Genomic DNA, 26,744 nt, shown 5'->3' with positions numbered 1-26,744 from the left:
CGTGGGGCGACTGCCCGCGGACCGGGGCGGCACACCGTCGCGGACCGTAGGTGTCCGCGACACCCGGCAGAATCGGCCCCATGTTGGAGACCTCCGCACGGCTGCTGCGTCTGCTCTCGTTGCTCCAGGCCCACCGCGAGTGGTCCGGGGCAGATCTCGCCGACCGGCTCGGCGTCACCCCGCGCACCGTCCGCCGCGACGTGGACCGGCTGCGGGAGCTCGGCTATCCCGTGAACGCGAGCCCCGGCACGGGCGGGGGCTATCAGCTCGGCGCCGGGGCCGAGCTGCCGCCGCTGCTGCTCGACGACGAGGAGGCGGTGGCCGTCGCGGTGGGCCTGCGGGCCGCCGCGGGGCAGGGCGTCGAGGGCATCGGCGAGACCTCCGTGCGCGCCCTCGCCAAGCTGGAGCAGGTCCTGCCGAGCAGGCTGCGCCGCCGCGTCGGCGCCCTCAACGCCTTTACGGTGCCCATGTTCCGCACGCCGGGACCCGCCGCCGTCGACCCCGGCGTCCTGACCGAACTGGCCGCCGTCTGCCGGGACTCGGAGCGGCTGCGCTTCGACTACCGCGACCACAACGGCAGTTCGAGCCGCCGCCTCGTCGAACCGCACCGCCTCGTCTGCACCGAGTACCGCTGGTACCTGGTCGCCTGGGACGTGGACCGTGCCGACTGGCGTACGTTCCGTGCCGACCGCATCACGCCGAAGCCGCCGCACGGCCCGCGCGTCGCCCCGCGCACCCCGCCCGCCGAGGACCTCGCCGCCTATGTCTCCCGGGGCGTCTCCACGCACGCGTACGCCACCCAGGCCGTGGTCCGCCTCCATGTGCCGCTCGCGGAGGCGGCCCGGCGCATCTCCCCGTCGGGCGGCACCCTGGAGCCCGAGACCGAGGAGACCTGTCTGCTGCGCACGGGCGCGGCCAGCCTCGACGTCATGGTCTTCCATGTGATGTTCATGGGCTTCGAGTTCGAGATCGTGGAGCCCGCCGAGCTCACCGACCGGGTCAGGTCGGCCCGGGACCTGCTGAGCCGGGCTCTGGAGCGGACGGAGCGGGCGGCACCGCCTCCCGGAACGCCGCGTACTCGGGATGGTGCAGATCGAACGCGGGGGACTCGGAGCGGATCCGGGGCAGCGTGACGAAGTTGTGCCGGGGCGGCGGGCAGGAGGTGGCCCACTCCAGGGAGCGGCCGAAGCCCCAGGGGTCGTCGACGTCGACCTTCTCGCCGTACTTCCACGTCTTCCAGACGTTGTAGAGGAACGGCAGCGTGGACATCCCGAGCAGGAACGAGCCGATGGAGGAGATGGAGTTGAGCACCGTGAACCCGTCGGTGGCCAGATAGTCGGCGTACCGGCGCGGCATGCCCTCCGCGCCCAGCCAGTGCTGGACGAGGAACGTGGTGTGGAAGCCGACGAAGAGCGTCCAGAAGTGGATCTTGCCGAGCCGCTCGTCGAGCATCTTGCCGGTCAGCTTCGGCCACCAGAAGTAGAAGCCGCCGAAGGTCGCGAAGACGACGGTGCCGAAGACGACGTAGTGGAAGTGCGCGACCACGAAGTACGTGTCGGTGACGTGGAAGTCCAGCGGCGGCGAGGCGAGGATGACGCCGGTGAGCCCGCCGAACAGGAACGACACCAGGAAGCCGATCGCCCACAGCATCGGTGTCTCGAAGGACAGCGAGCCCTTGAGCATGGTGCCGGTCCAGTTGAAGAACTTCACACCCGTCGGGATCGCGATCAGGAACGACATGAAGGAGAAGAACGGCAGCAGCACCGCTCCCGTCGCGAACATGTGGTGCGCCCACACCACCACGGACAGGCCGGTGATGGCCATCGTCGCGCCGATCAGCGGGATGTAGCCGAAGATCGGCTTCCTGCTGAAGACCGGGATGATCTCCGTGATGATGCCGAAGAACGGCAGCGCGATGATGTAGACCTCCGGATGCCCGAAGAACCAGAAGAGGTGCTGCCACAGCAGCGCACCCCCGAACTGGGCGTCGAACACGACGGAGTGGAAGCGCCGGTCCGCCTCCAGGACGAGCAGCGCGGCCGCGAGCACGGGGAACGCCATCAGCACCAGGATCGACGTGAACAGCACGTTCCAGGTGAACACCGGCATCCGGAACATCGTCATCCCCGGCGCCCGCATCCCGATGATGGTGGTCAGGAAGTTCACCGCGCCGAGGATCGTGCCGAAGCCGGAGAGTGCGAGCCCCATGATCCACATGTCGGCGCCGACCCCGGGCGACCGCTCCAGGCTGTTGAGCGGGGCGTACGCGAACCAGCCGAAGTTGGCGGGCCCGCTCGGCACCAGGACCGAGCCGAGCACGATCAGGCCGCCGAAGAGGAAGAACCAGTACGAGAGCATGTTGAGCCGCGGGAAGGCGACGTCGGGGGAGCCGATCTGCAGCGGCATGATCTCGTTGGCGAAGCCCGCGAACGTCGGCGTCGCGAAGAGCAGCAGCATGATCGTGCCGTGCATGGTGAAGAGCTGGTTGAACTCGTTGTTGTTCATCAGCTGCAGCCCGGGGCGGGCGAGTTCGGCCCGCATCATCAGGGCCATGAGCCCCGCGATGAGGAAGAACACGAACGACGTGATCAGATACAGGTGCCCGATCTTCTTGTGATCGGTGGTGGTCAGCCAGTCCACGATGATCCGGCCCGGCCGTCGCTCCCGGACCTCGCGCGTGTCCGCCGCCACCGTCTGCGTCCCCATCGCCTGCCCCTTCGCCGTCGGCACCCGGGCTTGCTGAAGCCCATGCCGTCCCGCCCACGAGCCCCCGCCATGATGCTCGCGTCCCACCCGGCTCCGACAGGGGGCGTACGCCGTGGACTGTGGGGGAACCATGAATTCCTATGCGCCGTCACATCCCCACGTGCGCCCCGGAATAGCAAAATGGGGAGGTGCTGTAAAGGCGCCGCCAGACTTTCCATTGGGTGCTGCTTTACCTCGCGGAGGGCGCCCGGTGAGAACTCGCAGGGGGGATGTGCGGGGGAGCTTTCGAAGGGCTCCGAGTCGCTCCTGAATTACGTCGGGACACGTACGGAACCGCCCGTACGTGTGACGGAGTTGGAGCGAAACGCAGGTGGAGGCCCTGTGACATAAGCGTGACCAGAGAGGCACTCGTCACACATGGTGCACGGTTAGCCTGGCGCCCATGGCACCTATCCCCACACCGCCCGTGGAACCCGACGACGCCCCGGACTCCTACGTCGGCCTCGCCGCCGAGCAGGCCGAGCTGCGGGCCCGTGAGCGCGGCTGGTCCACCGTCAGATCGCTGGCTCCGGGCACCGTCATCACCATGGAGTACCTGGCCGGGCGGCTCAACTTCGAGGTCGACGGCGGCACGGTGAGGCGCTGCTGGAAGGGCTGACGAACCCCTCTGGCGGACCCCTCTGACGGACGCCTCCGGACGTTTCCGGCCACCTCCGGCCACCTCCGGCCGTCTCCGGCCACCTCAAGACGGCAGGCAAAAGGCCCCGGTTCCTCGTCGGAACCGGGGCCTTCGCCGTGCGGGGAGGGGTTGTGCGTACCGGTCTCCCCGCTGTCCTCGGGTCAGCCGCCCGCCACCGGGCGGGCCGACGTGGTGCCTCGGGCCACGCGCTCCGGGTGCTGCGGGCGGCGGCTGCCGACGGGCGTGACCGGGGTCCGCTCGGAGCGCGTCGTGTGCGGCCCCGGGGCGAGGTAGGCGGGGGAGCGGGCGCTGCGGACGGCGCCGATCGGCTCGCGGGCGGGGCCGACGCCCTCCGTGGGGCTGCGCGGCGGGAAGAGCGCGGAGGCTCCGGCGGGGGCCGGAACGGGAACGCCGGCGCCGGCCCGGCGGTTGCGCCAGGTCTCGCGGACGCCGAAGATCCAGCCCTCGACCCGGGCGATGAGCGGCTCCACCCACGGCAGCGCGAGCAGGACGAGCAGGCCCGCGGCCCAGCCGAGGAACACATCGCTCAGCCAGTGCGTGCCCAGGTAGACGGTGGTCAGGCCGACGCTGAGGGAGACCACGGCGGAGAGCGCGGACAGGTAGCGGCGGGTCACCGGGGTGGAGGCCAGATAGGCCAGGATTCCCCAGGTCACCACGGCGTTGGCGGTGTGGCCGGAGGGAAATATATCGCCGCCCTGCCACATCTCGTTCGACCCGATGACCGTGGCGTAGTGGGGGCCGAGGCGGCCCATGCCGATCTTGGCGGCGCCCACCGTGGCGTTGAGCAGCAGCAGGGCGGCACCGAACATCAGCAGCGGGCGCAGCGTGTGCTGACGCCAGGAGCGCCAGCCGAGCCAGGCCGCGACCATGACGGCGGTCGGGCCGCGCTGGCCGAGGACGACCCAGTAGTCGAGGAAGGCGTGGATCTCGGGCCACTGCTGGTAGGGCCGGAAGAACATGACCTGCCAGTCGAAGCGGACGAGCCACGAGGTGGTCACGACGGCGACGACGATGGCCAGATAGAAGGCGAGGGTCGCGCTGAAGAGCACGACCCTGTGCCGGCTCATCCTCGGTTCATCGAGGCCGACCGGTCGTTCCGGCTCACGGTCTAGCCGGGCGAAGACCCGGTCGAGACGGGTGAGGTTTCGTTCGGTACGCACCCAATCGACGTTACAGCGAGTGAGTGCGGCACTAGGGCGAATCAGTGGCTTTGTGATGACGATGTGATGTGGGATTGATCTCAGGACGAAGTTTATTCCCGAGGTTTCAGCAATTTCCGATGGGGCCGGACGAATTCATAGATCATTTACCGGGGGCGTTATATCGCCCTTATAAATGTGTTCACCGGGTGCTGGTCCTCAATTTCCCGGGGGCTCACCGGGCGGGCCGCCCGGCACCGGAAAAACGATCATGGCGGACCCGAGCCGTTCAACCAGAACGCCCCGTAGACCGCGCTCGCCGCCGCCACCGCCCCGAGCACCGCCGCCGACCTGGACGTACGCAGCCGCGCCAGGGCCACCGCGAGGGGCAGGAGCAGCGGGAAGGCGGGCAGCAGGAGCCGCGGTTTCGAGCCGAAGTAGCCCTGCGCGCACAGGGCCAGCGCCACCACGATCCCGCAGTAGACGAGCAGCGGCAGCGGCTGCCCCCGGCGCACGCACAGCACATACAGCCAGACGACCAGGGCGACCCCGACGATCAGACCGATCCCGGCGAGGGCCGAGGGGAACGAGGTGAACTTGTCGCCGATGAAGCGGGCGAAGGCCAGACCCCCGTCGAAGCCGTTGCCCCACCCCTTCTGTACGTCGAGGTAGCCGAGGAGACCACCGCCCGTGCGGTGCCCCACCCACAGCACGTAGCCGGCCGCGCCGAGCGGGGCGAGCACGACGCCGAGCACCAGGCGCCAGTCCGCCCGCCGCTCCCGCCGCACCTGGGCGGCCGCCGCCACCCACACCGCGGCCACCACCGCCGCGCCGACCGGCCGGGTCAGCCCGGCGAAGGAGGCGAGCAGCCCCGCCGTCACCCAGCGCCGGGTCACGACCGCGTAGAGCGACCAGGCCGCGAGCGCCGTGAACAGCGACTCGCTGTACGCCATCGACTGCACGATCCCGACGGGCAGCACCGCCCACAGCGCGACGGCGCAGACCCCGGCCCTGCGCCCGTACACATGGGCGGCGACCGCGAAGATCCCCCACGCCGCGGCCAGCGAGGCGACCCAGCTCACCATCAGGCCCGCGTCCGCGTACGACAGCGGGCTCACCGCCGACACCAGGCGCTCCAGCCACGGCAGCAGCGGAAAGAACGCGAGGTTCGAGTGGACGTCGCCGTTCGGCAGCCGCACCTGCCAGCCGTAGCCGTGGTCGGCGACACGGGTGTACCAGAGCGAGTCCCAGCGGGCGGTCAGCAGTGTGTGCGGGCTCTTGCCCGTCGCCGCGCACCACGCCGCGAGCACCGCGAGCCCGAGCGCGCGCACCCCGGCGTACACGAGCAGCGCGGGCGCCGCCCGGCGCAGCAGCGGGGCGGCCGCGCCGGCTCCGGCGGCGGACGAAGGGCGTTGATCAAGATCGGTCACGGGCTCGATTATCGGCGCAGCACCCGGCCCGATGCCCCCTCGGGGCACCGGTCCGGACGCCGGTCACCGCCTCGGCGGGTGGCACACGCCACATCACCACCGTGCAACCATGAGAGGTCCGCCACGCGCCCCTGCGGTGAACTCGCGTAGTCTGACGGCTCACTCGCCCTTCGCGCCGCCGGAGCTGGGAGTCCCCACCCCTCCGTCCCCACGTGGCCGATGCGCGAGGGATCACTTGGAGGTACGCACATGTCCGGGACGACCACGGCCGCCGCACCGACCGGCCGTCGTCTCTCCGGCGCCGGTCCTTGTGCCAACCGCTGGCTCGTCCTCCTCGTCCTCTGCGTCAGCCTGCTGCTCGTCGCCGTGGACGCGACGGTTCTGCACGTGGCGGTGCCCGCCGTCACCGAGGACCTCAGGCCCGGCGCGATCGAGCTGCTGTGGATCGTGGACATCTATCCGCTGGTCTGCGCCTCGCTCCTCATCCTCTTCGGCACGCTCGGCGACCGCGTGGGCCGCAGACGCGTCCTGCTCCTCGGATACGGGCTCTTCGGCGTGGCCTCCGCGGTGGCGGCGCTCGCCGACACCCCGCACGTCCTGATCGCGGCCCGCGCGCTGCTCGGCGTCGGCGGCGCGATGATCATGCCCGCGACCCTCTCGATCCTCCGTCAGGTCTTCCCCGACCGGCGCGAGCGGGCGCTCGCGATAGGCATCTGGAGCGCCGTCGCCGCGGTCGGCGCCGCCGTCGGACCGCTGCTCGGCGGCTTCCTCCTCGAACACTTCTGGTGGGGTTCGGTCTTCCTCATCAACATCCCGCTGATGCTGGTGAGCCTGCCCGTCGGCCGCATGCTGCTGCCCGAGTCGACCGGCGACCGCGACGGCCCGTGGGACGTGATCGGCGCGCTGATGGCGGCTGCCGGGCTCTTCGGCGTCGTGCTCGGCGTGAAGCGGCTCGGCAGCGGGGAGTCGCCGTTCGGCATGACGACGCTGGTCTCCCTCGCCGTCGGCGGGGCGCTGCTCGCCGCCTTCGTGCGCCGCCAGCGCCGCCGCACGCATCCGCTGGTGGACCTGGCGATGTTCGCGCGGCCCGCGTTCAGCACGTCGGTCGGCTGCATCGTGCTCGCGATGCTCGCCCTGGTGGGCCTCGAACTGATCGCCGCGCAGTACCTCCAGCTCGTCCTCGGCCTCTCGCCGCTGGAGACCGGGCTCCGGCTGCTGCCGCTGACGCTCGCCGCGATGGCCGCGGGCCTGGCGGGCTCGCGGATGCTGCACCGCTTCGGGCCGCGCACCATGGTCGCCTTCGGCTTCTGTGTGACCGCGGCCGCCGTGGTCCTGCTCACCGGCATGGGTGACGGCGACAACACGCCCCTGCTGCTCTGCGGCTTCGTCCTGCTCGGCTTCGGTCTGGAGACCACGCTGTTCGGCTCGTACGAGTCGATGCTCAGCGAGGCGCCGCAGTCCCAGGCGGGCGGCGCCGCCGCGATCGGCGAGACCAGCTATCAACTGGGCGCGGGCACCGGCATCGCGCTCCTCGGCAGCGTCATGAACGCGGCCTACGCGCCCGGCCTCTCCTCGGTGCCGGGCGTATCGGCCCAGTCGAGCGCGGCCGCGAGTCACTCGCTGGGCGAGGCGTATCAGGTCGCCGACCGGCTCGGCGGCAGCGCGGGGGAGAGCCTGCGGGTCTCGGCGCGGGACTCCTTCGTGCACGGGCTGCACGTCACGCTGCTGGTCAGCGCGGGGCTGCTGCTGCTCGGCGCGCTCGCCGCGCTGAAGCTGCCGCGGTCCGCGGAGTGCGCCGCCTCCGCGGCGCAGGGCGAGCCGGGGATACCGGCCCCCCGCGACCCGGCCGGAGTCGGCACCGAGTCGGTCCGCTGAGGCGCTGGGGGACAAGGCGCTCACCGCGACCGCGGTGAGCGGCCCTGCCCTCAGCTCTGGTTGAAGAAGCCGTCCGAGGGACGGCTCGCGGCCTCGCCGTTGACGATCTGGGTGTCGGCCGGGGTGAGCAGGAAGACCCGCGTCGCCACGCGCTCGATGGAACCCCGCAGCCCGAAGGTGAGCCCGGCCGCGAAGTCCACCACGCGCTTGGCGTCGGAGGGCTCCATGGCCGTGAGGTTCATGATGACCGGGACGCCCTCCCGGAAGAGCTCGCCGATGCCGCGTGCGTCCCGGAAGCTGTCCGGGGTGACCGTGCCGATCCGGCGGCCCTGCTCCTCGGCGGCCTCGGCCGCCACCCGCACCCGCGGGTCGGTGACCCAGGCGTCGGCGGACTCGGGTCCCTCGGCTCCGTCGTCTTCGTAACCGTCGTAGTAGCGCTCGTCATTGTTGTCGTCGACGAGGCCAAGCCAGGCACTCGCCTTGCGCACCGATCCCATGGACGCCTCCTCTCGCAGCGGTCTCTTTCCGTTCCGCATTCCCTATCGTCGTCCATGATGCGGATGGTGCGCCAAGTGGATAGTCGCCGCGCGGGGTTTTCGTGACGGTACTGGTGCACAGTCAACGCCTTGACACACGGGGATCCTCAAGGGTCTTGCCGTGTACGGCTGCTGACAGTGAGTGAAATATGATTCTTCGTGCCGTATGGGTGACGGGCGGTGCGTCCGGGTGAACGGAACCCCGGTTACGATGCCGCAGTTGATCCACAACGGCCCTCAGCGGCCGGCATCGGACTTCACGGGGGAGTCGTCTTGTTCGGAATCGTCAGGCCCTGCAGCCATCGTCTCGGCGAAGGTCTGAAGACCCAGTGGATGGCGCATCTGTGCGGGCTCTGCCTCGCGCTGCGCGGTGACCACGGGCAGTTCGCCCGGGTCGTGACCAACTACGACGGGCTCATCATCTCGGTTCTGACGGAGGCTCAGGCCGAGCGCAGCACCGGCTGGCGGCGCACCGCGGGGCCCTGTCCGCTGCGCGGCATGCGCACCGCGTCGGTCGCGCAGGGCGAGGGTGCGCGGCTCGCCGCGGCGGTCTCCCTGGTGCTCGCCTCGGCGAAGGTCCGTGACCATGTCGTCGACGGGGACGGGATCCTGGCGCGCAAGCCGGTGGCCGCGGCCGCCCGCAGGGTCGCGCGGAGCTGGGACCGGGCCGGGGCGAGGACCGGCGCGGATGTGGGCTTCGACACGGCCGTGCTGGTCGACGCCGTCGAACGGCAGGCCGGGATCGAGACCTTGGCGGGCCCGGGCACCTCGCTGCTCACCGTCACCGAACCCACCGAGACGGCGACCGCCGCGGCCTTCGCGCACACCGCCGTCCTCGCCGGGCGGCCGGGCAACGCGGCGCCGCTCGCCGAGGCGGGGCGGCTCTTCGGGCGGCTCGCGCACCTGCTGGACGCCGTGGAGGACAAGGAAGCTGACGCCGCGTCGGGTGCCTGGAACCCGCTCGCCGCGACCGGGACGTCCCTGGCCGAGGCGAGGCGGCTCGCCGACGACGCGGTGCACGGGATACGGCTCGCGCTGCGTGACGCCGAGTTCACGGACGGCAAGCTGGCGCACCTGCTGCTCGCGCACGAGCTGAAGCGCTCGGTGGACCGGGCCTTCGGCACCGAGTCGTGCGGCCACGGCCACGGCCCCGCCCATGAGGTGACGGCCCATCAGGGCGGCGGGGGGTACGGGGGCGGGTACGGCGGCGGCCCCTATGGGGTGCCGCCGCAGCAGGGCGGGCCGTACGGGTCCGGTGGCGGGGGTCCGTACGACCCGCAGAATCCGTACGGGGGCGGCGGCAATCCGTACGGCGGTGGTGGCGGCAATCCCTTCGGGGGTGGTGGGGCCGGTGGGCCCGGCGACCCCGGGGCGTTCGGGCCGCCGCCCCCGCCGAAGCCCGGCAAGCGCGGCTTCTGGGCGGGGTGCGCCGTCGCGATCGGCCTCTGCTGCACCTGCAAGGTGTGCTGTGCCGAGCACTTCGAGGGGCCGTGGTCCCGGAAGAAGCGCGAGGGGTGCTGCCACAGCTGTGACTGCGGCGGCTGCGACGGCGGCTGCTGCGGGATCTGTGAGTGCTGCTCCTGCTGTGACTGCGGACTCTGACGGCTCCTCAGGCTCCGGGAGCCGTCTGCCGGTCAGTCCTTGATCTCCGGCGGGGAGATCCGCGACTTCTTGATCGCGGACGGCTGTGTGCCCCACTTCTTCAGGATGCGGTCGTACGTGCCGTCCTCGATGAGCTGGTTGACCGCGGCCTGGAACGCGGGGGCCAGCTTCGTGCCCTTCTTGAAGGCGAAGCCGACGTCGAGCCGGTGGAACTCGTTGAGGAACTTCACGCCCTCCTGCTGCTTCACCGCGTAGCGCAGGCCGTTGATGGTGGACATCACCACGTCCGTGCGGCCCTGCTGGAGCGAGGACCAGATCGCGCTCGAGTCGGCGTACGTCTTCACCGAGTACGGCTTCTTGCCCGCCTTGGAGCAGAGGTGTTTGTTGTCCTCCAGGGTGGCCTCGAAGGTGGTGCCCGCGCCGGTCGCCACGTTCAGGCCGCACAGCTGCGTGAAGTCGGTGACCTTGGTGAGCTCGCTGTCCTTGCGGGCGGCGAAGCCCTGGCCGTCGTTGATGTAGGTGACGAAGTCGAGGGTCTTGCGGCGCTCGTCCGTCACGCCGAAGTTGCCGGTGCCGAGGTCGTACTTGCCGCTGTCGAGGGCGGGCAGGATCGCCTCGAAGCTCGCCTCCTCCCGGTCGAGCTCGATGCCGAGCACCTTGGCGACGGCCTCGGCGAAGTCGACGTCCTGGCCGACGAGCGTCTTGCCGTCCTCCAGGTAGGTGGTGCCCGGCGGGGTGCCGCCGACGGAGGACGCGAGGCGGAGCGAGCCCTTCGCGCGGACGTCGGCGGGGAGCAGCTTCGCCGCGGCCTCGTCCTTCTTGACCGCCGACACCACGTCCGTCGTGGGGATCTTCGCGCTCCTGCCCGCGGGCGCCGCGCTGCCCGCCCCGCCGTCACCCCCGCCGCAGGCGGTGAGCGTGAGCGTGGCGGCGGTGATCAGGGCGAAGGCGGCGGGGATGCGCTGGGCATGCAGGCGGGTGCGCAGCCGAGTGCGCAGGGGCGTGCTCATGGGGTGACGTACTCCAACTCCGGGCGGACGCACGGAAAGTAGGCAAGGAGGAGGCAGGCAGGGAGAAAGCAGGCAGGGAGAAGTGGGCAGGTGCGTGCGGTGGTACGAGGGGAGGGGCGCCGCAGACCGGAAACGGCGGGGTCACGGCGTACGCGTGTGAAGGCGAGGGCAACTCGGCGCCGGCGCACGGGAGATGTCGGCGTGCGGGGGCGCGCAGCGGGGTCGGCTCAGGAAGAGCGCACCGGGTGCGTCAACGGAGACTTCAACAAGAAGACGACCACACGCGACCGAAGTCGATGTGGGAGCGCGTGACCAGCCACTGCTGTGGATGCATGGGCCAAGTGGAACAGGCATCCGGTTCCGCGTCAACTGCCCTGAGACGTAATGCCCACATCCTGGACAGCCTTGACAGTGACGGGAATTGCCCCCGTACTCTCGGACCCTTGAACGCCGGAGCGTGCTGAGGGGCTCGGTCCGGCCGTGTGAAGGCACCACCCGTGTTCGACCTCCCGTATCCACGGAGCCTTCGCATGTCGTCGTCCGACACCCTCGTCAAGTCCGGGACCACCCCTCCCGAAGATCCCGCCGACCTCGACGCGCTCGCCGCGCTTCCCGGCGTCCCGCGCATCGTGCCCCGCCGCCGCCCCGGTCAGTGGGCGGCCGCCGTCCTCGTCCTGGTCCTGCTCGCGCTCGTCGCCCAGTCCGTCGTGCGCAACGACAAGTTCCAGTGGGACGTCGTCGGGGAGTACTTCACCACGGCGGCCGTGCTGCGCGGGCTCTGGCTCACGCTCTGGCTGACCGCCGTCGTCATGGCCGCCGGGTTCGCGCTCGGCACCCTGCTCGCGATCGGACGGCTCTCCGCCAACCCGGTGCTGCGAAGCGTCAGTTGGGGCTACGTCTGGCTGTTCCGGTCGGCGCCGATCCTGGTGCAGCTGCTGTTCTGGTTCAACATCGGGGCGCTCTACCCGACGCTCTTCGGCATCAAGACGGTCGACCTGCTCGGGCCCGTCACCATCGCCATCGTCGGGCTCACCCTGCACGAGGCCGCCTACGCCGCCGAGGTCGTGCGCGGCGGCATCCTCTCCGTGGAGCGCGGCCAGATCGAGGCGGCCCAGGCGCTCGGGCTCGGCACCTGGCGGCGCTGGCGGCGGGTCGTGCTGCCGCAGGCCATGCGCGCCATCGTGCCGCCCGCCGGGAACATGCTGATCGGCACCCTCAAGGGCACCTCCATCGTCAGCGTCATCGCGGTCCAGGACCTGCTCTACTCCGTGCAGTTGGTCTACCACCGCACCTACCAGGTGATCCCGCTGCTCCTGGTCGCCACCATCTGGTACGTCGTCGTCACCTCGGTGCTCAGCGTCGGCCAGTACTACGTGGAGCGGCACTACGCCCGCGGGTCGGAGCGGTCGCGATGAGACACTCCCTCGTCATTGTCGGCGCGGGGCCGCGCGGCACGGGGCTGCTGGAGCGCATCGCCGCCAACATGCCGTCCCTGTACGGGGATTCGTCGTGCGGGGATGCGTCCGGCGCCGAGGTCGACATCCACCTCGTCGACCCGTATCCGCCCGGCGGCGGGCGGATCTGGCGGCGGGACCAGTCGCCGCTGTTGTGGATGAACTCCCAGGCCCAGGACGTCACCCTGTTCACCGACGACACGGTGGAGCTCGCCGGTCCCGTCAAGGAAGGGCCCGCCCTGCACGAGTGGGGGCGGCTCGACGGGCGGACCTTCGTGAGCCGCCGCACCCAGAGCGGCTATCTGCGCTGGGTGTACGAGCGGGCGCTGACCGCGCTGCCGGCGGGCGTCACCGTCCACGAACACCGCCGCCGCGCCCTGCGGGTCAGCGGGCCCCGCGAGGGTCGCCAGCGCGTGTGGCTCGAAGGGCGCGCCGAGCCGCTCGTCACCGACCTCGTCATCCTCGCGCAAGGGCATCTGGATGCCGAACTGGACCCGGAACAGGCCGAGTTGGCCGCGTACGCCGAGCGGCACGGGCTCGTGCACCTGCCGCCCGACTTCACCGCCGACAGCGACCTGTCGCCGCTCGCGCCCGGCGAGAGCGTCATCGTGCGCGGCTTCGGGCTCGCCTTCGTCGACCTGATGGTGCTGCTCACCGAGGGGCGCGGCGGCCGCTACGAAGGGGACGCGTACATCCCCTCGGGGCGCGAGCCCGTCCTGTACGTGGGCTCCCGGCGCGGCGTCCCCTACCACTCGAAGATCGGCTACGACTGGACGGGCGAACGGCCGCAGCTGCCCCGCTACTTGGGGCCCGCCGAGATCGACGAGCTGCTCGCGCGCCCGGACGGATACGACTTCCGGCGCGACGTGTGGCCGCTCGTCGAGAAGGAGCTGGGCTTCGCCCACTACCACCGCCTGTTCACCGCCCACCCCGGGCGCACGGCCATGGACTGGACGGACTTCGACGAGAAGTACGCGGCCTGCCCGCCCGGCAGCCCCGAGCTGCACGCCCTCGTCTCCGCCGCCGTCCCCGACCCCGCCGACCGCCTCGACCTCACCGCGCTCGACCGCCCCCTGGACGGCGTGCGCCACACCTCGTACGAAGCGCTCCAGGACGGACTGCGCCGCTACGTCACCGCCGACCTCGACCGCCGCCACGACCCGGAGCACAGCCCCGACCTCGCCGTCTTCCTCGGACTCCTGTCCGTGTACGGGCAGTTGGTGCGCCTCGGCGACGTCGGCGGCTGGTGGCACGGATTCTTCAGCTACCTCGCGTCGGGGCCGCCGGGGCCGCGCCTGCGGCAGCTGCTCGCCCTGTCGCGCGCGGGCGTCGTGCGCTTCCTCGGCGCCGATGTGAGCGTGCGCGCCGAGGACGGGGTGTTCCGCGCCGAGAGTCCCACGCTCCCCGGGCGCGTCACCGAGGCCCGCGCCCTCGTCGAGGCGCGGCTGCCCCAGCCCACGCTGGAGCGCACCCGCGACCCGCTGCTGCGCGAGCTGTACGCGGAGGGGGCACAGACGACTCCCGCCGGGCTCCTGGCCGTCGACCCGGCGGACGGGCGGGTCCTGGACCGGGCGGGCGCGCCGCACCCCCGCCGCTTCGCGCTCGGCCCGCACACCAACGCGCGCGGCGCCGGGGCCTTCACCCGGCCCCGTACGAACAGCCCGTCCTTCCGGCAGAACGACGCGACCGCGCGGGCCGCCCTCGCCTTCCTGCGCGACCTCTCCTGTCGCGACGCCGCCTGAGGGTTCCTCCTTCCCTCCTTCCCTCCCTTCCCCGCTCGTCCGAACTCCCGGGAATCCCCATGTCCTTGACCAGTGATCCACCCATCGGTCCACCCGTCGACAAAGAGACATCGCCGCCGTCCGCCACCGCCGCGGACGTCGACTACGGCTCCCTCGAAGTGGTGCCCGTGCGCCACCCCTGGCGCTGGGTCGCCGTCGCCGTGACGGCCGTGCTGCTCGTCCAGTTCGCGCACGGGCTCGCCACCAACCCCGGCTGGGAGTGGGAGGTGTTCGCGGAGTTCTTCACCGCCGACGTGATCCTGAAGGCCGTCTGGGTCACCCTCCAGCTCACCTTCTACGGGACGGCGCTCGGCTTCGGGCTCGGTGTCGTGCTCGCCTTCATGCGGCTGTCGGCGAGCCCGTTCCTGAAGTCCGTGGCCTTCGCCTACATCTGGGCGTTCCGCTCGATCCCGCTCATCGTGCAGCTGCTGTTCTGGTTCAACCTGGCGTATCTGTACAAGGAGCTGCAGTTCGGGATCCCCTTCGGGCCCGGGTTCTTCTCCTTCGACACGATGGGGCTCGTCGGCGCGATGAGCGCGGCGGTCCTCGGGCTCGCGCTGCACCAGGCGGCGTACGCCGCGGAGATCGTCCGCGCGGGCGTACTCGCCGTGGACGGCGGCCAGTTGGAGGCCGCGGCCGCGCTCGGCATCCCCAGGCTGCGGCAGATCCGCCGGATCGTCCTGCCGCAGGCGATGCGCTCGATCCTGCCCAACGCCGCCAACGAGGTGATCTCCCTCTTCAAGGGCACCTCCATCGTCTCCGTGGTGGCGATCGGCGAGCTCTTCTACCAGGTCCAGGTGGTCTACGGCCGCAACGGCCGGGTGGTGCCGCTGCTCATGGTCGCCACCGCCTGGTACATCCTCCTGACCACGGCCCTCTCCGTCCTCCAGCACTACGTCGAACGTCACTTCTCCAAGGGGGCCACGCGATGAGCGCCATGGTCGAACTCCGCTCCGTCCACAAGTCGTTCGGCACCCTGGAGGTGCTGCGGGGCGTCGACCTGGAGGTCGGCGCGGGCGAGGTCACCGTCGTCCTCGGGCCCTCCGGCTCCGGGAAGTCGACGCTGCTGCGCACGATCAACCACCTGGAGAAGGTGGACAGCGGCTGGATCAGCGTCGACGGGTCCCTGGTCGGCTACCGGCGTTCCGGCGACAGGCTGTACGAGCTGCGCGAGCGCGAGGTGCTGAGCCAGCGCACCCACATCGGCTTCGTCTTCCAGAACTTCAACCTGTTCCCGCACCTGACGGTCCTGGAGAACGTCGTCGAGGCCCCCGTCTCCGCCCTGAAGCGGCCGCGCGCCGAGGCCGAGCAGGCCGCGCGGGAGCTCCTGGCGCGGGTCGGGCTCGCCGACAAGGCGGCCGCCTACCCCAAGCAGCTCTCCGGCGGTCAGCAGCAGCGCGTCGCCATCGCCCGCGCGCTCGCCCTCGAACCGAAGCTGCTGCTCTTCGACGAGCCGACCTCCGCGCTCGACCCGGAGCTGGTCGGCGAAGTCCTCGACGTCATCAAGGACTTGGCGCGCCAGGGCACCACCATGATCGTCGTCACCCACGAGATCGGCTTCGCGCGCGAGGTCGCCGACACCGTGGTCTTCATGGACGAGGGCCGCATCGTCGAGCAGGGCGCCCCCGCCGACGTGCTCGACCGGCCGCAGCACGAGCGCACCCGCGCCTTCCTCTCCAAAGTCCTTTAGCCCGTACGTCGTTCAGGAGCTCTCCATGCTGTCCCGACGCACCACCCTCACCCTTGCCGCCGCCCTCGCCGCCGCGCCCCTGCTCAGCGCCTGCGGCGGCGACAGCGACGCCGCGACCGGTGCGGGCGCGGCCGGCACCAAGAAGGTCGGCTCGATCAACATCGGGCCCGACCAGCACCGCGTACGCGGCAAGAAGGTCCCCGAGATCGCCGCGCTGCTGCCGAAGGAGGTCCGTGAGCGCGGCACGCTGCGGCTCGGCGGCGGCGCCGACTCCACGGCGCCCCTCGGCTTCTACGCCACCGACGACAAGACCCGCATCGGCTCCGAGGTGGACCTGGCGATCCTGCTCGCGGACACCCTCGGCCTGAAGCCCGCCTTCCAGCAGGTCTCCTGGGAGAACCTCTTCGTCGGCCTGGACAGCGGCAAGTTCGACGGGGTCCTCGCCAACGTCACGGTCACCGAGGAGCGCAAGGAGAAGTACGACTTCGCGACCTACCGGCTCGACAACATCGCCTTCGAGGCGCGCAAGGACGCCGACTGGAAGGTGCGGGGGCCGAAGGACGTCGCGGGCAAGGCCGTCGCCGTCTCCTCCGGCACCAACCAGGAGAAGATCCTCGTCGACTGGAGCAGGCGCAACGAGAAGGCCGGACGCGAGCCCGTCCGCATCAAGTACTTCCAGAAGGACTCCGACTACTACCTGGCCCTCCAGTCCGGCCGCATCGACGCCTACCTCGGCCCCAGCCCCGCCGCCTCCTACCACGTGGCGGCCGCGGGCCGGACGAAGATCGTCGGCACCCTCTCCGGGGGCGGCCCGGCCGTCCAGGGCGAGATCGCGGCCACCACGAAGAAGGGCAGCGGGCTCGTCGACGCGTATGCCGCGGCCCTCAACCACGTGATCAAGGACGGCAGTTACGCCCGGGTCCTCAAGCGCTGGGGGCTGTCGAGCGAAGCCGTGCAGAAGTCGGAGATCAACCCGCCCGGGCTGCCCAGGCCGTAGCGGCCCCACCCACCGCACACCACAGAAAGGACCACCGATGACCGCACCCCCCACGGGCCGCGGCCCCCTGCACCTCGCCGCCGCCATCGACCGGACCGGGGCGTACGAGGCGGGCCCCTACGCCGAGCTGGCGCTGCTCGCCGAGGAGGGGGGCCTCGACTTCGTGACGCTCGGCGACTCCTTCGCGCGGCCGGGGCCCGAAGCGCTCGCCGTCCTTTCCCGGCTCGCCCCCGTCACCGGGCGGATCGGGCTCGTGCCGACCGTCACGACCACGCACACCGGGCCGTTCCACGTCCAGGCGGCCGTGGCCACCCTGGACTGGGTCAGCCACGGCCGTGCGGGCTGGCAGGTCGACGTGTCGACGACCGGGGCCGAGGCCCGGCTCTTCGGGCGCAGGCCCGCCGCGCCGCGGGCCGCGCTCTGGCGGGAGGCCGGTGAAGTCGCCGACGTGGCGGGCAAGTTGTGGGACAGCTGGGAGGACGACGCGGAGATACGGGACGTCGAGACCGGCCGCTTCATCGACCGGGACAAGCTGCACCACGTCGACTTCGAGGGCGGGACCTTCTCCGTGAAGGGCCCCTCGGCCGTGCCGCGGCCGCCGCAGGGCCACCCGGTGACCGTCGTCGACGCCACCGCGCCCGGCGCCCTGGAGACCGCCGCCCGGTACGCGGACGTCGCCCTCGTGCGCGCCGCGAGCCCCGCGACGGCGGGCGCCGCACGGGCCGAACTGCGCTCCCTCGCCGCCGAGTCCGGGCGCGACCCGGACGGCCTTCGGGTGCTCGCCGCCCTCGTCGTCGACCTCGGCGGCGGGGAGCACGCCGCCGAACCCGGGCACGGCGGCGGCCCGCTGCCCACCGCCGACGGGCCGCTCTACCGCGGCGGCCCCGTCGACCTCGCCGACCTCATCGCCGGCTGGCACGCCACGGGCGCCGTCGATGGCTTCCACCTCACCCCCGCCCGGCCGGTCCGGGACCTGGAACGCCTGGTCAACGGCACGGTGGCGCTGCTCCAGCACCGCGGCCTGTTCCGCACCTTCTACCCGGGCAGCACCCTCAGGGAGCACCTGGGGCTCGCGCGGCCCGCCAACCGGTACGCACGGGCGGGAGCCGCCTCATGAGTGCGTCTGCCGCCAGGAAGCAGCTCCACCTCGCCGCCCACTTCCCCGGCGTCAGCAACACCACCGTCCGGGCCGACCCCCGCTCGAAGCCGCAGATCGACTTCGCCTCCTTCGAGCACCTCGCCCGCACCGCCGAGCGCGGCCTCTTCGACTTCTTCTTCCTCGCCGAGGGGCTGCGGCTGCGCGAGCACAACGGGCGCATCCACGACCTGGACGTGGTGGGGCGGCCCGAGTCGCTCACCGTCCTGAACGCGCTCGCGGCCGTCACCGAGCGGCTCGGGCTCGCCGCCACCGTCAACGCGACCTTCAACGAGCCCTATGAACTCGCCCGCAGGCTCGCCACGTTGGACCACCTCAGCGACGGCCGGGCGGCCTGGCACGTGGGCACCTCCGCGGACGCCTTCACCGGCGAGAACTTCCGGCGCGGCGGCCACCTCGACCGGGCCGACGTCCCCCAAGTTCTCGACTCCGCTCGAACAGGGGGGACCCCCTACACGCGCGCCGCCGAGTCCGTCGCCACCGCCCGGGAGCTGTGGGACTCCTGGGCGGACCCGGACGCCCCGGGCCCCGAGCCCTTCGCGCACCGCGGGCGGCACTTCGACATCGAGGGCGAGGTGACCGTGCCGCGGCCGCCGCAGGGCCACCCCGTCGTGATCCAGGCCGGGGACTCGGACGAGGGGCGGGAGTTCGCCGCGTCCGCCGCCGACGTGGTCTTCACGCGGCACGGCACCCTGGAGGCCGGGCGTGCCCGCTACGCCGATGTGAAGGCGCGGCTCGCGCGGTACGGGAGGGAGCCCGACGACCTCACGATCATGCCGGTCGTGACCTTCGTCCTCGGGGACACCGCCGCCGAGGCGCAGGAGCAGGCCGCGGAGATCCGGCGCCGGCAGGTCTCCCCGCAGCACGCCCTCCTCGCCCTGGAGCAGGTGTGGGGCGTCGACCTGTCCGCGTACGACCCCGACGGGCCGCTGCCCGCCATCGACCCCGACCCCGCATCGACGCTCGCGCAGGGCCGGATGCGGATCGCCGACCGGCTCGACGTCGCCGAGAAGTGGCGCGCCCTGGCCGAGGCCAAGGACCTGTCCATCCGGCAGGTCGTGATCGAGACGACCGGCCGGCAGTCGTTCATCGGAACCCCCGAGTCGGTCGCCGCCGAGCTGGACGCCTTCGTGCAGGGCGAGGCCGCCGACGGGTTCGTCCTCGTCCCGCACCTGACGCCCGGCGGCCTCGACGCGTTCGTGGACCGCGTCGTGCCGCTGCTCCAGGAGCGAGGCGTCTTCCGCACGGAATACGAGGGCCGCACCCTGCGCTCTCACCTGGGGCTGCGCACACCCGCGGCACCGCACCACGAAAGGACCCGCACGGCATGACCGACGCCGACCTGTGGAAGCACTGGCACGAGCAGCGCACCGAGACGGCCGCCGCGCCCTACGGGCCGCTCGCCCTCACCGGCACACACTGGCTCTCCGACCACGCCGACGGGCACCTGCCGAACCTGCCCGGACAGTGGAGGGAGTCCGCCGACGGCACGGGCATCGTCCTGACCGCGAGCGCCGCCGACGGGCTCGCCCTCGACGGGAAGCCGCTCGACGGCGAGGCCCGGCTCGGCGCGGACACCGGTGCGGTCGCGGCCTCGCGGCTCGCGCTGGGGGAGCGGCGCCTGGTGGTCCTGGTGCGCGAAGGGCTGTGGGCGGTAAGGGACTTCGACCCCGGCTCCGCCGCGCGCGCCGCCTTCCGGGGCATCGACGCCACCGCGTACGACGCCCGCTGGTCCGTGCCGGGCCGCTTCACCCCGTACGGGGAGAGCCGCACCGTCCGGGTGGGCAACGCGGACGGGGCGGAGCGCGGCCTCGGCCTGGACGGTGAACTGGCCTTTGAGATCGAGGGAGTTGCGCACACGCTCCAGGTGACCGTGGAGGGCGACGGATCCCTCTGGGCCGTCTTCGCCGACGCCACGAGCGGGACCTCCAGCCACCGCTTCCGCTTCCTGCGCCCGGCGGCGCCCGACGCCGACGGCCGTACGACGGTCGACTTCAACCGGTCGCTGCTGCCCCCGTGCGCCTTCGCCGACCACTTCCTGTGCCCGTTCCCGCCGCCCGGCAACACGCTGGACGCCGAGATCGCCGCGGGAGAGCGGAACCTGATCCGCCGCTGACACGTCACAGGCACAGCCGATGACCCAAGCCCCGGCAGGCGTACGGACGGTACGAGACCTGCCGGGGCAGGTCGTCGTGTTTTTGACAGTTGGCCGAAAGCTGTCCTTGTGCGGCCCCTCCGCTCCCCGAATACTCCCGAGAAGCGCTTGTCAGGAGCACAACGCGTCCGGAATCCGGGCCTGCTCTTCGGCTGCGCCTCACGGGCCTGTGGCCAACGCGGGCCCCCTGACTTCCCCTCGGGAGGAACGACAGTGAGGATCAAGCGCACCACCCCCCGCAGCGGCATAGCGAGACGTACCCGACTCCTCGCCACCGCCACCGGACTCGTCGCCACCGCCGCCGTCGTCGTTCCCGCCGCCACCAGCGCGGCCGACGACAGCGCCCGGACCTTCAGCACCGCCCAGCTGAGCACGGCGAGCGACGCCGTCCGCGGCGCCGACGTCGCGGGCACCGCCTGGGGTGTCGACGCGAAGACCAAGAAGCTCGTCGTCACCGTCGACAGCACGGTCTCCCAGGCCGAGATCGCCAAGCTGAAGAGCGCCGCGGGCGCCAACGCGGACGCCCTCAAGATCGAGCGCACCCCGGGCACCTTCAAGAAGCTGATCTCCGGCGGCGACGCCATCTACGCCTCCAGCTGGCGCTGCTCGCTGGGCTTCAACGTGCGCAAGGGGAACACCTACTACTTCGTCACCGCCGGGCACTGCACCGACGGTGCGGGCACCTGGTGGTCCAACTCCGCGCACTCCAGCACCATCGGCTCCACCGCGGGCTCCAGCTTCCCGGGCAACGACTACGGCCTGGTGAAGTACTCCGGCTCGGTGAGCCACCCGGGCACCGTCGGCAACCAGGACATCACCAGCGCGGGCAACCCGACCGTGAACCAGTCGGTCACCCGGCGCGGTTCCACCACCGGCACGCACAGCGGCAAGGTGACCGCGCTCAACCAGACGGTCAACTACGGCGGCGGCGACATCGTCTCCGGCCTGATCAGGACCACCGTCTGCGCCGAACCGGGCGACAGCGGCGGCCCGTTGTACTCCGGCACCAAGGCCATCGGCCTCACCTCCGGCGGCAGCGGCGACTGCACGTCGGGCGGCACGACGTTCTTCCAGCCGGTCGTGGAGGCGCTCAACGCGTACGGCGTGAGCGTCTACTGACCCCCGTACGACCCGCCTGACCGCAGCCAGCAGCAGAGGAGCCCCCGTCCGGACGCCGGGCGGGGGCTCTTGCCGTGCGGACGGCGGCCCCACGCCCCCTTTGACGGCTCCCGTCGCGGAGTTACCTTCGAAGGACACACCCAACACGCCCAATTCGGACCCTGGGGGCCGGCATGGTCGAGGAGTTGGTGACGGTGGCGGTGGCCGCCGGGTCGGTCGCGGCGGTCTACGGACTCGCGGCGGCACGCGTCGTCAAACAGTACGAACGGGGTGTGGTGCTCCGCCTCGGCAGGCTCCAGAAGCATGTGCGCGGGCCCGGGTTCACCATGATCGTGCCCTTCGTCGACCGGCTCCGTAAGGTCAACATGCAGATCGTGACGATGCCCGTGCCCGCGCAGGACGGCATCACGCGCGACAACGTGACGGTGCGGGTGGACGCCGTCATCTACTTCAAGGTGGTGGACGCCGCCGAGGCCGTCGTGCAGGTCGAGGACTACCGCTTCGCGGTCTCGCAGATGGCGCAGACCTCGCTGCGGTCCATCATCGGCAAGAGCGACCTCGACGATCTGCTCTCCAACCGCGAAAAGCTCAACCAGGGCCTGGAGTTGATGATCGACAGCCCGGCCATCGGCTGGGGCGTGCAGATCGACCGGGTCGAGATCAAGGACGTGTCGCTGCCGGAGACCATGAAGCGGTCCATGGCGCGGCAGGCCGAGGCGGACCGGGAGCGCCGGGCCCGGGTCATCAACGCGGACGCCGAACTGCAGGCGTCCAAGAAGCTCTCCGAGGCGGCCCAGCAGATGGCGGAGACGCCGTCCGCGCTCCAACTCCGGCTGCTGCAGACCGTGGTGGCGGTCGCCGCCGAGAAGAACTCGACGCTGGTGCTGCCCTTCCCGGTGGAGCTCCTGCGGTTCCTGGAGCGGGCGCAGGGCGGGACGGCGCCGGACCCGGAGCCGCCTCCCGCGGTCGCGAAGAGGGACGTCGCGCAGAGGGACGTCGCGCAGAGGGACCCCGAGGAGCTCACCGACCCCACCGCACGGCTGGAATCCGGAATGAATGATTCGGATCCGGGTGGCGCGGAGGGCCGGAGAGCGTCGAGAACCGGACAGGACTAGTCCTCACCCGTTGCTGACCACCCCCTCGCTCGCGGTGTTTGCAGCGGGAACCGACGTGGTGCGACCCGGGTGCGGCAACGCGCCGGGGGCGCACGCGCGTTGTCGTGTGCGCGTCCTGAAGTAGACCTTGTGTGCTACCGGAGGGCCTCGGAATAGTGGGCCGCGCCCTTTTGGCATGGACGCGGTTACTTACCGCGCGCCGACTCCGTGCCCGTACGCCTTCAGGCCCCGAGGCCCCCACGCCGAAGGGTCTGAATCCCCCCACAGGAGGACGTGAGTTGAAGCACCGACGCATACCCAAGCGGCGTGCCGCCGTGGCAGGCGCGGGCATCGCCGCGCTGGTCGCCGCGGGAATCACCTTCCAGACTGCGAACGCGAGCGAGGACGCCCCCACCCCCACCCCCGACATCCTCTCGGCGGCCAAGGCCGGAAACCTCGCCTCGACCCTGGGCAAGGACCTCGGCGCGGACGCCGCGGGAACGTACTACGACGCCCAGGCCAAGCACCTCGTCGTGAACGTGCTCAGCAAGGACGCGGCGAAGACCGTCGAGGGGGCGGGCGCCAAGGCGAGACTCGTCCAGAACTCGCTGGCCGAGCTGAAGAGCGCGCGCTCCACCCTCGACCGGAAGGCGGCCGTGCCCGGCACGATGTGGGCGATGGACCCGGCGACCAACAAGGTGGTCGTCACGGCCGACCGCACTGTCAAGGGCGCCGGGCTCGACAAGCTGAACACGGTCATGAAGACCCTGGGCGGCAAGGTCGAACTGAAGCGCAGCAAGGGCGAGTTCAAACCCTTCATCGCGGGCGGCGACGCGATCTGGGGGAGCGGCTCGCGCTGCTCGCTCGGCTTCAACGTCGTCAAGGACGGCCAGCCCTACTTCCTGACGGCGGGCCACTGCGGCAACGCGGTGAAGAGCTGGTCGGACTCGCAGGGCGGCTCGGAGATCGCGACCACGGAGGACTCCAAGTTCCCGGGTGACGACTACGCCCTCGTGAAGTACACGGGCGACACGGCGCACCCGAGCGAGGTCAACCTCTACGGCGGCGGCAACCAGAAGATCACCGGGGCCGCGGAGGCCACGGTGGGCGAGAAGGTGCAGCGCAGCGGCTCCACCACGCAGGTCCACGACGGCACGGTCAAGGCGCTGAACGCCACCGTGAACTACCAGGAGGGCCAGGTCGACGGCCTGATCCAGACCGACGTCTGCGCCGAGCCCGGCGACAGCGGCGGCGCCCTCTTCGACGGCGAGAAGGCGCTCGGCCTGACCTCGGGCGGCAGCGGTGACTGCTCCGGCGGCGGGGAGACCTTCTTCCAGCCGGTGCCGGAGGCGCTGAGCGCGTACGGAGCCGAGATCGGCTGACCCGGACGAAACGGAGCCGGAAGGCTTCGGCTGCTTTATTCCCCGCCCCTGCGCGTGCAGGGGCGGGGCTTTTTCGAAATTCTTGTGAAAGTTTTCACAAGCTCGCAAGGGACTTTGGGCCTTGTGAGTCAGTGCAGGTCAGAGTGGGTTCATTGAGGGCATTCTTGATCTTGAAGGGACCTATTGCCCCCAGGGTGAGGCCCTTTTCGGCGCCTTCGTCGCAGCGATTAGGTGTCGAATTGAGACATCGGAGAAAAGGTCTCAATGAAGGAGTTCCTGCCATGCAGGCCAACGAGATGGTGGACGGGCTCGTCGAGGGGGCGCTGACCGCGCTCGGGCAGTTCGAGTCGTACGACCAGGAGCAGGTCGACCACATCGTCAAGAAGGCTTCCCTCGCGGCCCTGAGCCAGCACGGCGAGCTGGCGCAGCAGGCGGTCGAGGAGACCGGCCGCGGCCTCTTCGAGGACAAGGCCGTCAAGAACCTCTTCGCCTGTGAGCACGTCGTCAACTCGATGCGCGGCCTGAAGACGGCCGGCGTCATCGCCCGCGACGAACTCAACGGCATCACCGAGATTGCGGAACCGGTGGGCGTCGTCTGCGCGATGACCCCGGTCACCAATCCGACCTCGACCACCATCTTCAAGGCGCTCATCGCCCTGAAGACCCGCAACCCCATCATCTTCGCCTTCCACCCGAGCGCCCAGAAGTGCTCGGCGCAGGCCGCCCGCATCGTGCGGGACGCGGCCGTCGCGGCCGGTGCCCCCGCGAACTGCGTGCAGTGGGTCGAGGAGCCCTCGATGGAGGCGACCGGGCTGCTCATGAACCACGAGGGCGTCTCCACGATCCTCGCGACCGGCGGCAACGCGATGGTCAGGGCCGCCTACTCCTGCGGCAAGCCGGCCCTCGGCGTCGGCGCGGGCAACGTCCCCGCCTACGTCGCGAAGGACGCCAAGCTGCAGCGCGCCATCCACGACATCGTGCTCTCCAAGGCGTTCGACAACGGCATGATCTGCGCCTCCGAGCAGGCCGTCATCCTCGACCAGGAGGTGTACGAGGAGGGGCTCGCCGAGTTCCAGCGGCTCGGCGCCCACGTGCTCAGCGCGGCCGAGAAGACCAAGCTGGAGGAGTTCGTCTTCGGCACCACCGCGTTCGCCAACAACTGCTCCGGCGCCAAGCTGAACGCCTCCGTCGTCGGCAAGTCCCCGCAGTGGATCGCCGAGCAGGCCGGCTTCGAGGTCCCCGAGGGCACCTCGATCCTGCTCGCCGAGTGCGCCGAGGTCGGCGAGGGCGAGCCGCTCACCCGCGAGAAGCTCTCCCCGATCCTGGCCGCCCTGAAGGCCGAGACGACCGAGGGCGGCATCGAACTGGCCGCGCAGATGGTGGAGTTCCACGGCCTCGGCCACTCCGCCGCCATCCACACCGAGGACGAGGAGCTCGCCGAGCGGTTCGGCAAGCGCGTCAAGGCGATCCGCGTCATTGTCAACTCGCCCTCCACCTTCGGCGGCATCGGCGACGTCTACAACGCCTTCCTGCCCTCCCTGACCCTGGGCTGCGGCTCCTACGGCCACAACTCCGTCTCGAACAACGTCTCCGCGGTCAACCTCATCAACGTCAAGCGAATCGGGCGGCGCAACAACAACATGCAGTGGTACAAGGTTCCGTCGAAGATCTACTTCGAGAAGAACTCCATCCGCTACCTCGGTGAGATGGCCGACGTGCACCGCGTCACGGTCGTCACCGACAAGACCATGGGCCAGATCGGCTTCGTGCAGAAGGTCACCGACATCCTCAACTCCCGCCAGGAGCCGGTCACCATTCAGGTCATCGACACCGTCGAGCCCAACCCGGAGCTCGCCACCGTCGAGGAGGGCGCCGCCCGGATGCGGGACTTCGAGCCCGACACCATCGTCGCCCTCGGCGGCGGCTCCCCGATGGACGCGGCCAAGATCATGTGGCTGATGTACGAGCACCCGGAGATCGCGTTCGGGGACACGAAGGAGAAGTTCTTCGACATCCGCAAGCGCGCCTACAAGTTCCCCTCGCTCGGCGAGAAGGCCAAGCTGGTCGCCATCCCGACCACGTCGGGCACCGGCTCCGAGGTCACCCCGTTCGCGGTCATCTCCGACCCGGCCGCCGCCCAGAAGTACCCCCTCGCCGACTACGCGCTGACCCCGTCCGTCGCCATCGTCGACCCGGTGCTGCCGCTCAACCTCCCGGCCACCGTCACCGCCGACTCCGGCTTCGACGCCCTGACCCACGCCACGGAGGCGTACGTCTCGGCCTACTCGAACGACTTCACCGACGGCCAGTGCCTCCAGGCCATCAAGCTGATCTTCGAGAACCTGGAGACCTGCGTGACGCAGGGCGGCAAGGCGCCCGAGGCCCGCGAGAAGATGCACAACGCCTCGACCATCGCGGGCATGGCCTTCGCCAACGCCTTCCTCGGCCTGGTGCACGCCATGGCGCACACCCTGGGCAACACCTTCCACGTCGCCCACGGCCGCACCAACGCGCTGCTCCTGCCGCACGTGATCCGGCACAACGGCACCGTCTCGCACAAGGCCACCCCGTGGCCGAAGGCCGAGGTCTACCGGGCCCCGGAGCGCTTCCAGGAGATCGCCCGCATGCTGGGCCTGAACGCCGAGACCCCCGAGCAGGCCGTCGAGTCCTACGCCCGCGCCGTCGAGGAGCTGCGCGACCGCTGCGGCATCCCGGCCTCCTTCCAGGCCGAGGGCGTCGACGAGGCCGCCTTCATGGAGGCCCTGCCGCAGCAGGCCATGAACGCCTACGCCGACCAGTGCGCGCCCGCCAACCCGCGGATGCCGATGATCGACGACATGAAGCAGCTGATGAAGCAGGCGTACTACGGGAACCAGGAGGGCACGCCCGCCGCGTGACCCCGACAGCCCCGTGAGTGG

The 26,744-nt window shown here is 71.0% G+C and carries 20 protein-coding genes and 1 pseudogene; 16 read left to right on the top strand and 5 right to left on the bottom strand.

What is annotated here, in order from left to right:
- Window positions 1-80: 80 nt before the first annotated feature.
- Window positions 81-1,133 (top strand): helix-turn-helix transcriptional regulator, encoded by a 1,053-nt coding sequence (locus ACQB60_RS18330; RefSeq protein WP_496927054.1) that lies wholly within the window; start codon window positions 81-83, stop codon window positions 1,131-1,133.
- Between the two features lies 1 nt (window position 1,134).
- On the opposite strand, the pseudogene ctaD reads toward ACQB60_RS18330, so the two are convergent.
- Window positions 1,135-2,706, bottom strand: a pseudogene (gene ctaD / locus ACQB60_RS18325) (aa3-type cytochrome oxidase subunit I); the annotation flags it as partial.
- 442 nt (window positions 2,707-3,148) lie between these two features.
- On the opposite strand from ctaD, the gene ACQB60_RS18320 reads away from it, so the two are divergent.
- The gene (locus ACQB60_RS18320; protein ID WP_496927053.1) at window positions 3,149-3,364 is read left to right on the top strand and encodes an I78 family peptidase inhibitor; all 216 of its coding nucleotides are present in this window, start codon (window positions 3,149-3,151) and stop codon (window positions 3,362-3,364) included.
- Window positions 3,365-3,546: 182 nt separating this feature from the next.
- Here ACQB60_RS18320 and ACQB60_RS18315 read toward each other — a convergent pair whose 3' ends face one another.
- Together ACQB60_RS18315 and ACQB60_RS18310 are read right to left on the bottom strand one after the other, a co-directional pair.
- The gene (locus ACQB60_RS18315; protein ID WP_384846226.1) at window positions 3,547-4,566 is read right to left on the bottom strand and encodes a phosphatase PAP2 family protein; all 1,020 of its coding nucleotides are present in this window, start codon (window positions 4,564-4,566) and stop codon (window positions 3,547-3,549) included.
- A 248-nt stretch (window positions 4,567-4,814) separates the two neighbouring features.
- On the bottom strand, window positions 4,815-5,975 hold the full coding sequence (locus ACQB60_RS18310) for a putative hexosyltransferase (RefSeq protein ID WP_496927052.1): 1,161 nt from the start codon (window positions 5,973-5,975) through the stop codon (window positions 4,815-4,817).
- Between the two features lie 249 nt (window positions 5,976-6,224).
- Here ACQB60_RS18310 and ACQB60_RS18305 point away from each other — a divergent pair, with 249 nt between their 5' ends.
- Window positions 6,225-7,850 carry an MFS transporter gene (locus ACQB60_RS18305; RefSeq protein WP_496927051.1) on the top strand — a complete coding sequence of 542 codons (1,626 nt, stop codon included), beginning with the start codon at window positions 6,225-6,227 and terminating at the stop codon, window positions 7,848-7,850.
- Window positions 7,851-7,900: 50 nt separating this feature from the next.
- Here the strand turns inward: ACQB60_RS18305 and ACQB60_RS18300 are convergent, their stop codons facing one another.
- Window positions 7,901-8,347, bottom strand: a complete 447-nt coding sequence (locus ACQB60_RS18300) for a cell division protein SepF (protein ID WP_496927050.1) — start codon at window positions 8,345-8,347, stop codon at window positions 7,901-7,903.
- Between the two features lie 312 nt (window positions 8,348-8,659).
- On the opposite strand from ACQB60_RS18300, the gene ACQB60_RS18295 reads away from it, so the two are divergent.
- A complete protein-coding gene (locus tag ACQB60_RS18295; RefSeq protein WP_496927049.1) occupies window positions 8,660-9,988 on the top strand; it encodes a DUF5685 family protein in 1,329 nt (442 codons plus the stop codon).
- A 32-nt stretch (window positions 9,989-10,020) separates the two neighbouring features.
- Here ACQB60_RS18295 and ACQB60_RS18290 read toward each other — a convergent pair whose 3' ends face one another.
- Window positions 10,021-10,998, bottom strand: a complete 978-nt coding sequence (locus ACQB60_RS18290; RefSeq protein ID WP_496927048.1) for an ABC transporter substrate-binding protein — start codon at window positions 10,996-10,998, stop codon at window positions 10,021-10,023.
- Between the two features lie 530 nt (window positions 10,999-11,528).
- Between ACQB60_RS18290 and ACQB60_RS18285 the strand changes: the two genes are divergently transcribed.
- The 12 genes from ACQB60_RS18285 to adhE all read left to right on the top strand — a co-directional run bounded on the left by ACQB60_RS18285 (window position 11,529) and on the right by adhE (window position 26,723).
- Entirely contained in the window at window positions 11,529-12,413 is an 885-nt protein-coding gene (locus ACQB60_RS18285; RefSeq protein ID WP_496927047.1) for an amino acid ABC transporter permease, read from the top strand.
- Window positions 12,410-14,194: an FAD/NAD(P)-binding protein gene (locus ACQB60_RS18280; protein WP_496927046.1), complete on the top strand. Its 1,785-nt coding sequence runs from the start codon at window positions 12,410-12,412 to the stop codon at window positions 14,192-14,194. The genes ACQB60_RS18285 and ACQB60_RS18280 overlap by 4 nt, the downstream gene beginning before the upstream one ends.
- A 59-nt stretch (window positions 14,195-14,253) precedes the next feature.
- Window positions 14,254-15,165 (top strand): amino acid ABC transporter permease, encoded by a 912-nt coding sequence (locus ACQB60_RS18275; RefSeq protein ID WP_496927045.1) that lies wholly within the window; start codon window positions 14,254-14,256, stop codon window positions 15,163-15,165.
- On the top strand, window positions 15,162-15,923 hold the full coding sequence (locus tag ACQB60_RS18270) for an amino acid ABC transporter ATP-binding protein (protein ID WP_496927044.1): 762 nt from the start codon (window positions 15,162-15,164) through the stop codon (window positions 15,921-15,923). Before ACQB60_RS18275 ends, ACQB60_RS18270 begins: the two co-directional genes overlap by 4 nt.
- Before the next feature lie 25 nt (window positions 15,924-15,948).
- Window positions 15,949-16,920, top strand: a complete 972-nt coding sequence (locus ACQB60_RS18265; RefSeq protein WP_496927043.1) for an ABC transporter substrate-binding protein — start codon at window positions 15,949-15,951, stop codon at window positions 16,918-16,920.
- 37 nt (window positions 16,921-16,957) lie between these two features.
- Window positions 16,958-18,037 carry an LLM class flavin-dependent oxidoreductase gene (locus ACQB60_RS18260; RefSeq protein ID WP_496927042.1) on the top strand — a complete coding sequence of 360 codons (1,080 nt, stop codon included), beginning with the start codon at window positions 16,958-16,960 and terminating at the stop codon, window positions 18,035-18,037.
- Window positions 18,034-19,407, top strand: a complete 1,374-nt coding sequence (locus ACQB60_RS18255; RefSeq protein ID WP_496927041.1) for an NtaA/DmoA family FMN-dependent monooxygenase — start codon at window positions 18,034-18,036, stop codon at window positions 19,405-19,407. The genes ACQB60_RS18260 and ACQB60_RS18255 overlap by 4 nt, the downstream gene beginning before the upstream one ends.
- The gene (locus ACQB60_RS18250) at window positions 19,404-20,192 is read left to right on the top strand and encodes a DUF1684 domain-containing protein (protein ID WP_496927040.1); all 789 of its coding nucleotides are present in this window, start codon (window positions 19,404-19,406) and stop codon (window positions 20,190-20,192) included. Before ACQB60_RS18255 ends, ACQB60_RS18250 begins: the two co-directional genes overlap by 4 nt.
- Window positions 20,193-20,444: 252 nt before the next feature.
- Window positions 20,445-21,350 (top strand): S1 family peptidase, encoded by a 906-nt coding sequence (locus tag ACQB60_RS18245; RefSeq protein WP_496927039.1) that lies wholly within the window; start codon window positions 20,445-20,447, stop codon window positions 21,348-21,350.
- Window positions 21,351-21,523: 173 nt separating this feature from the next.
- A complete protein-coding gene (locus ACQB60_RS18240) occupies window positions 21,524-22,465 on the top strand; it encodes a slipin family protein (protein ID WP_496927038.1) in 942 nt (313 codons plus the stop codon).
- A 278-nt stretch (window positions 22,466-22,743) separates the two neighbouring features.
- Window positions 22,744-23,826 (top strand): S1 family peptidase, encoded by a 1,083-nt coding sequence (locus ACQB60_RS18235; RefSeq protein ID WP_496927037.1) that lies wholly within the window; start codon window positions 22,744-22,746, stop codon window positions 23,824-23,826.
- Window positions 23,827-24,065: 239 nt separating this feature from the next.
- The gene (adhE, locus tag ACQB60_RS18230; protein ID WP_496927036.1) at window positions 24,066-26,723 is read left to right on the top strand and encodes a bifunctional acetaldehyde-CoA/alcohol dehydrogenase; all 2,658 of its coding nucleotides are present in this window, start codon (window positions 24,066-24,068) and stop codon (window positions 26,721-26,723) included.
- Window positions 26,724-26,744: the final 21 nt, after the last annotated feature.

Source organism: Streptomyces odontotermitis, from assembly GCF_050510915.1.
In the GTDB taxonomy this organism is placed as follows: domain Bacteria; phylum Actinomycetota; class Actinomycetes; order Streptomycetales; family Streptomycetaceae; genus Streptomyces.
The sequence above is the reverse complement of the archived record's forward strand: the minus strand, read 5'-3'. Positions and strand labels throughout refer to the sequence as shown.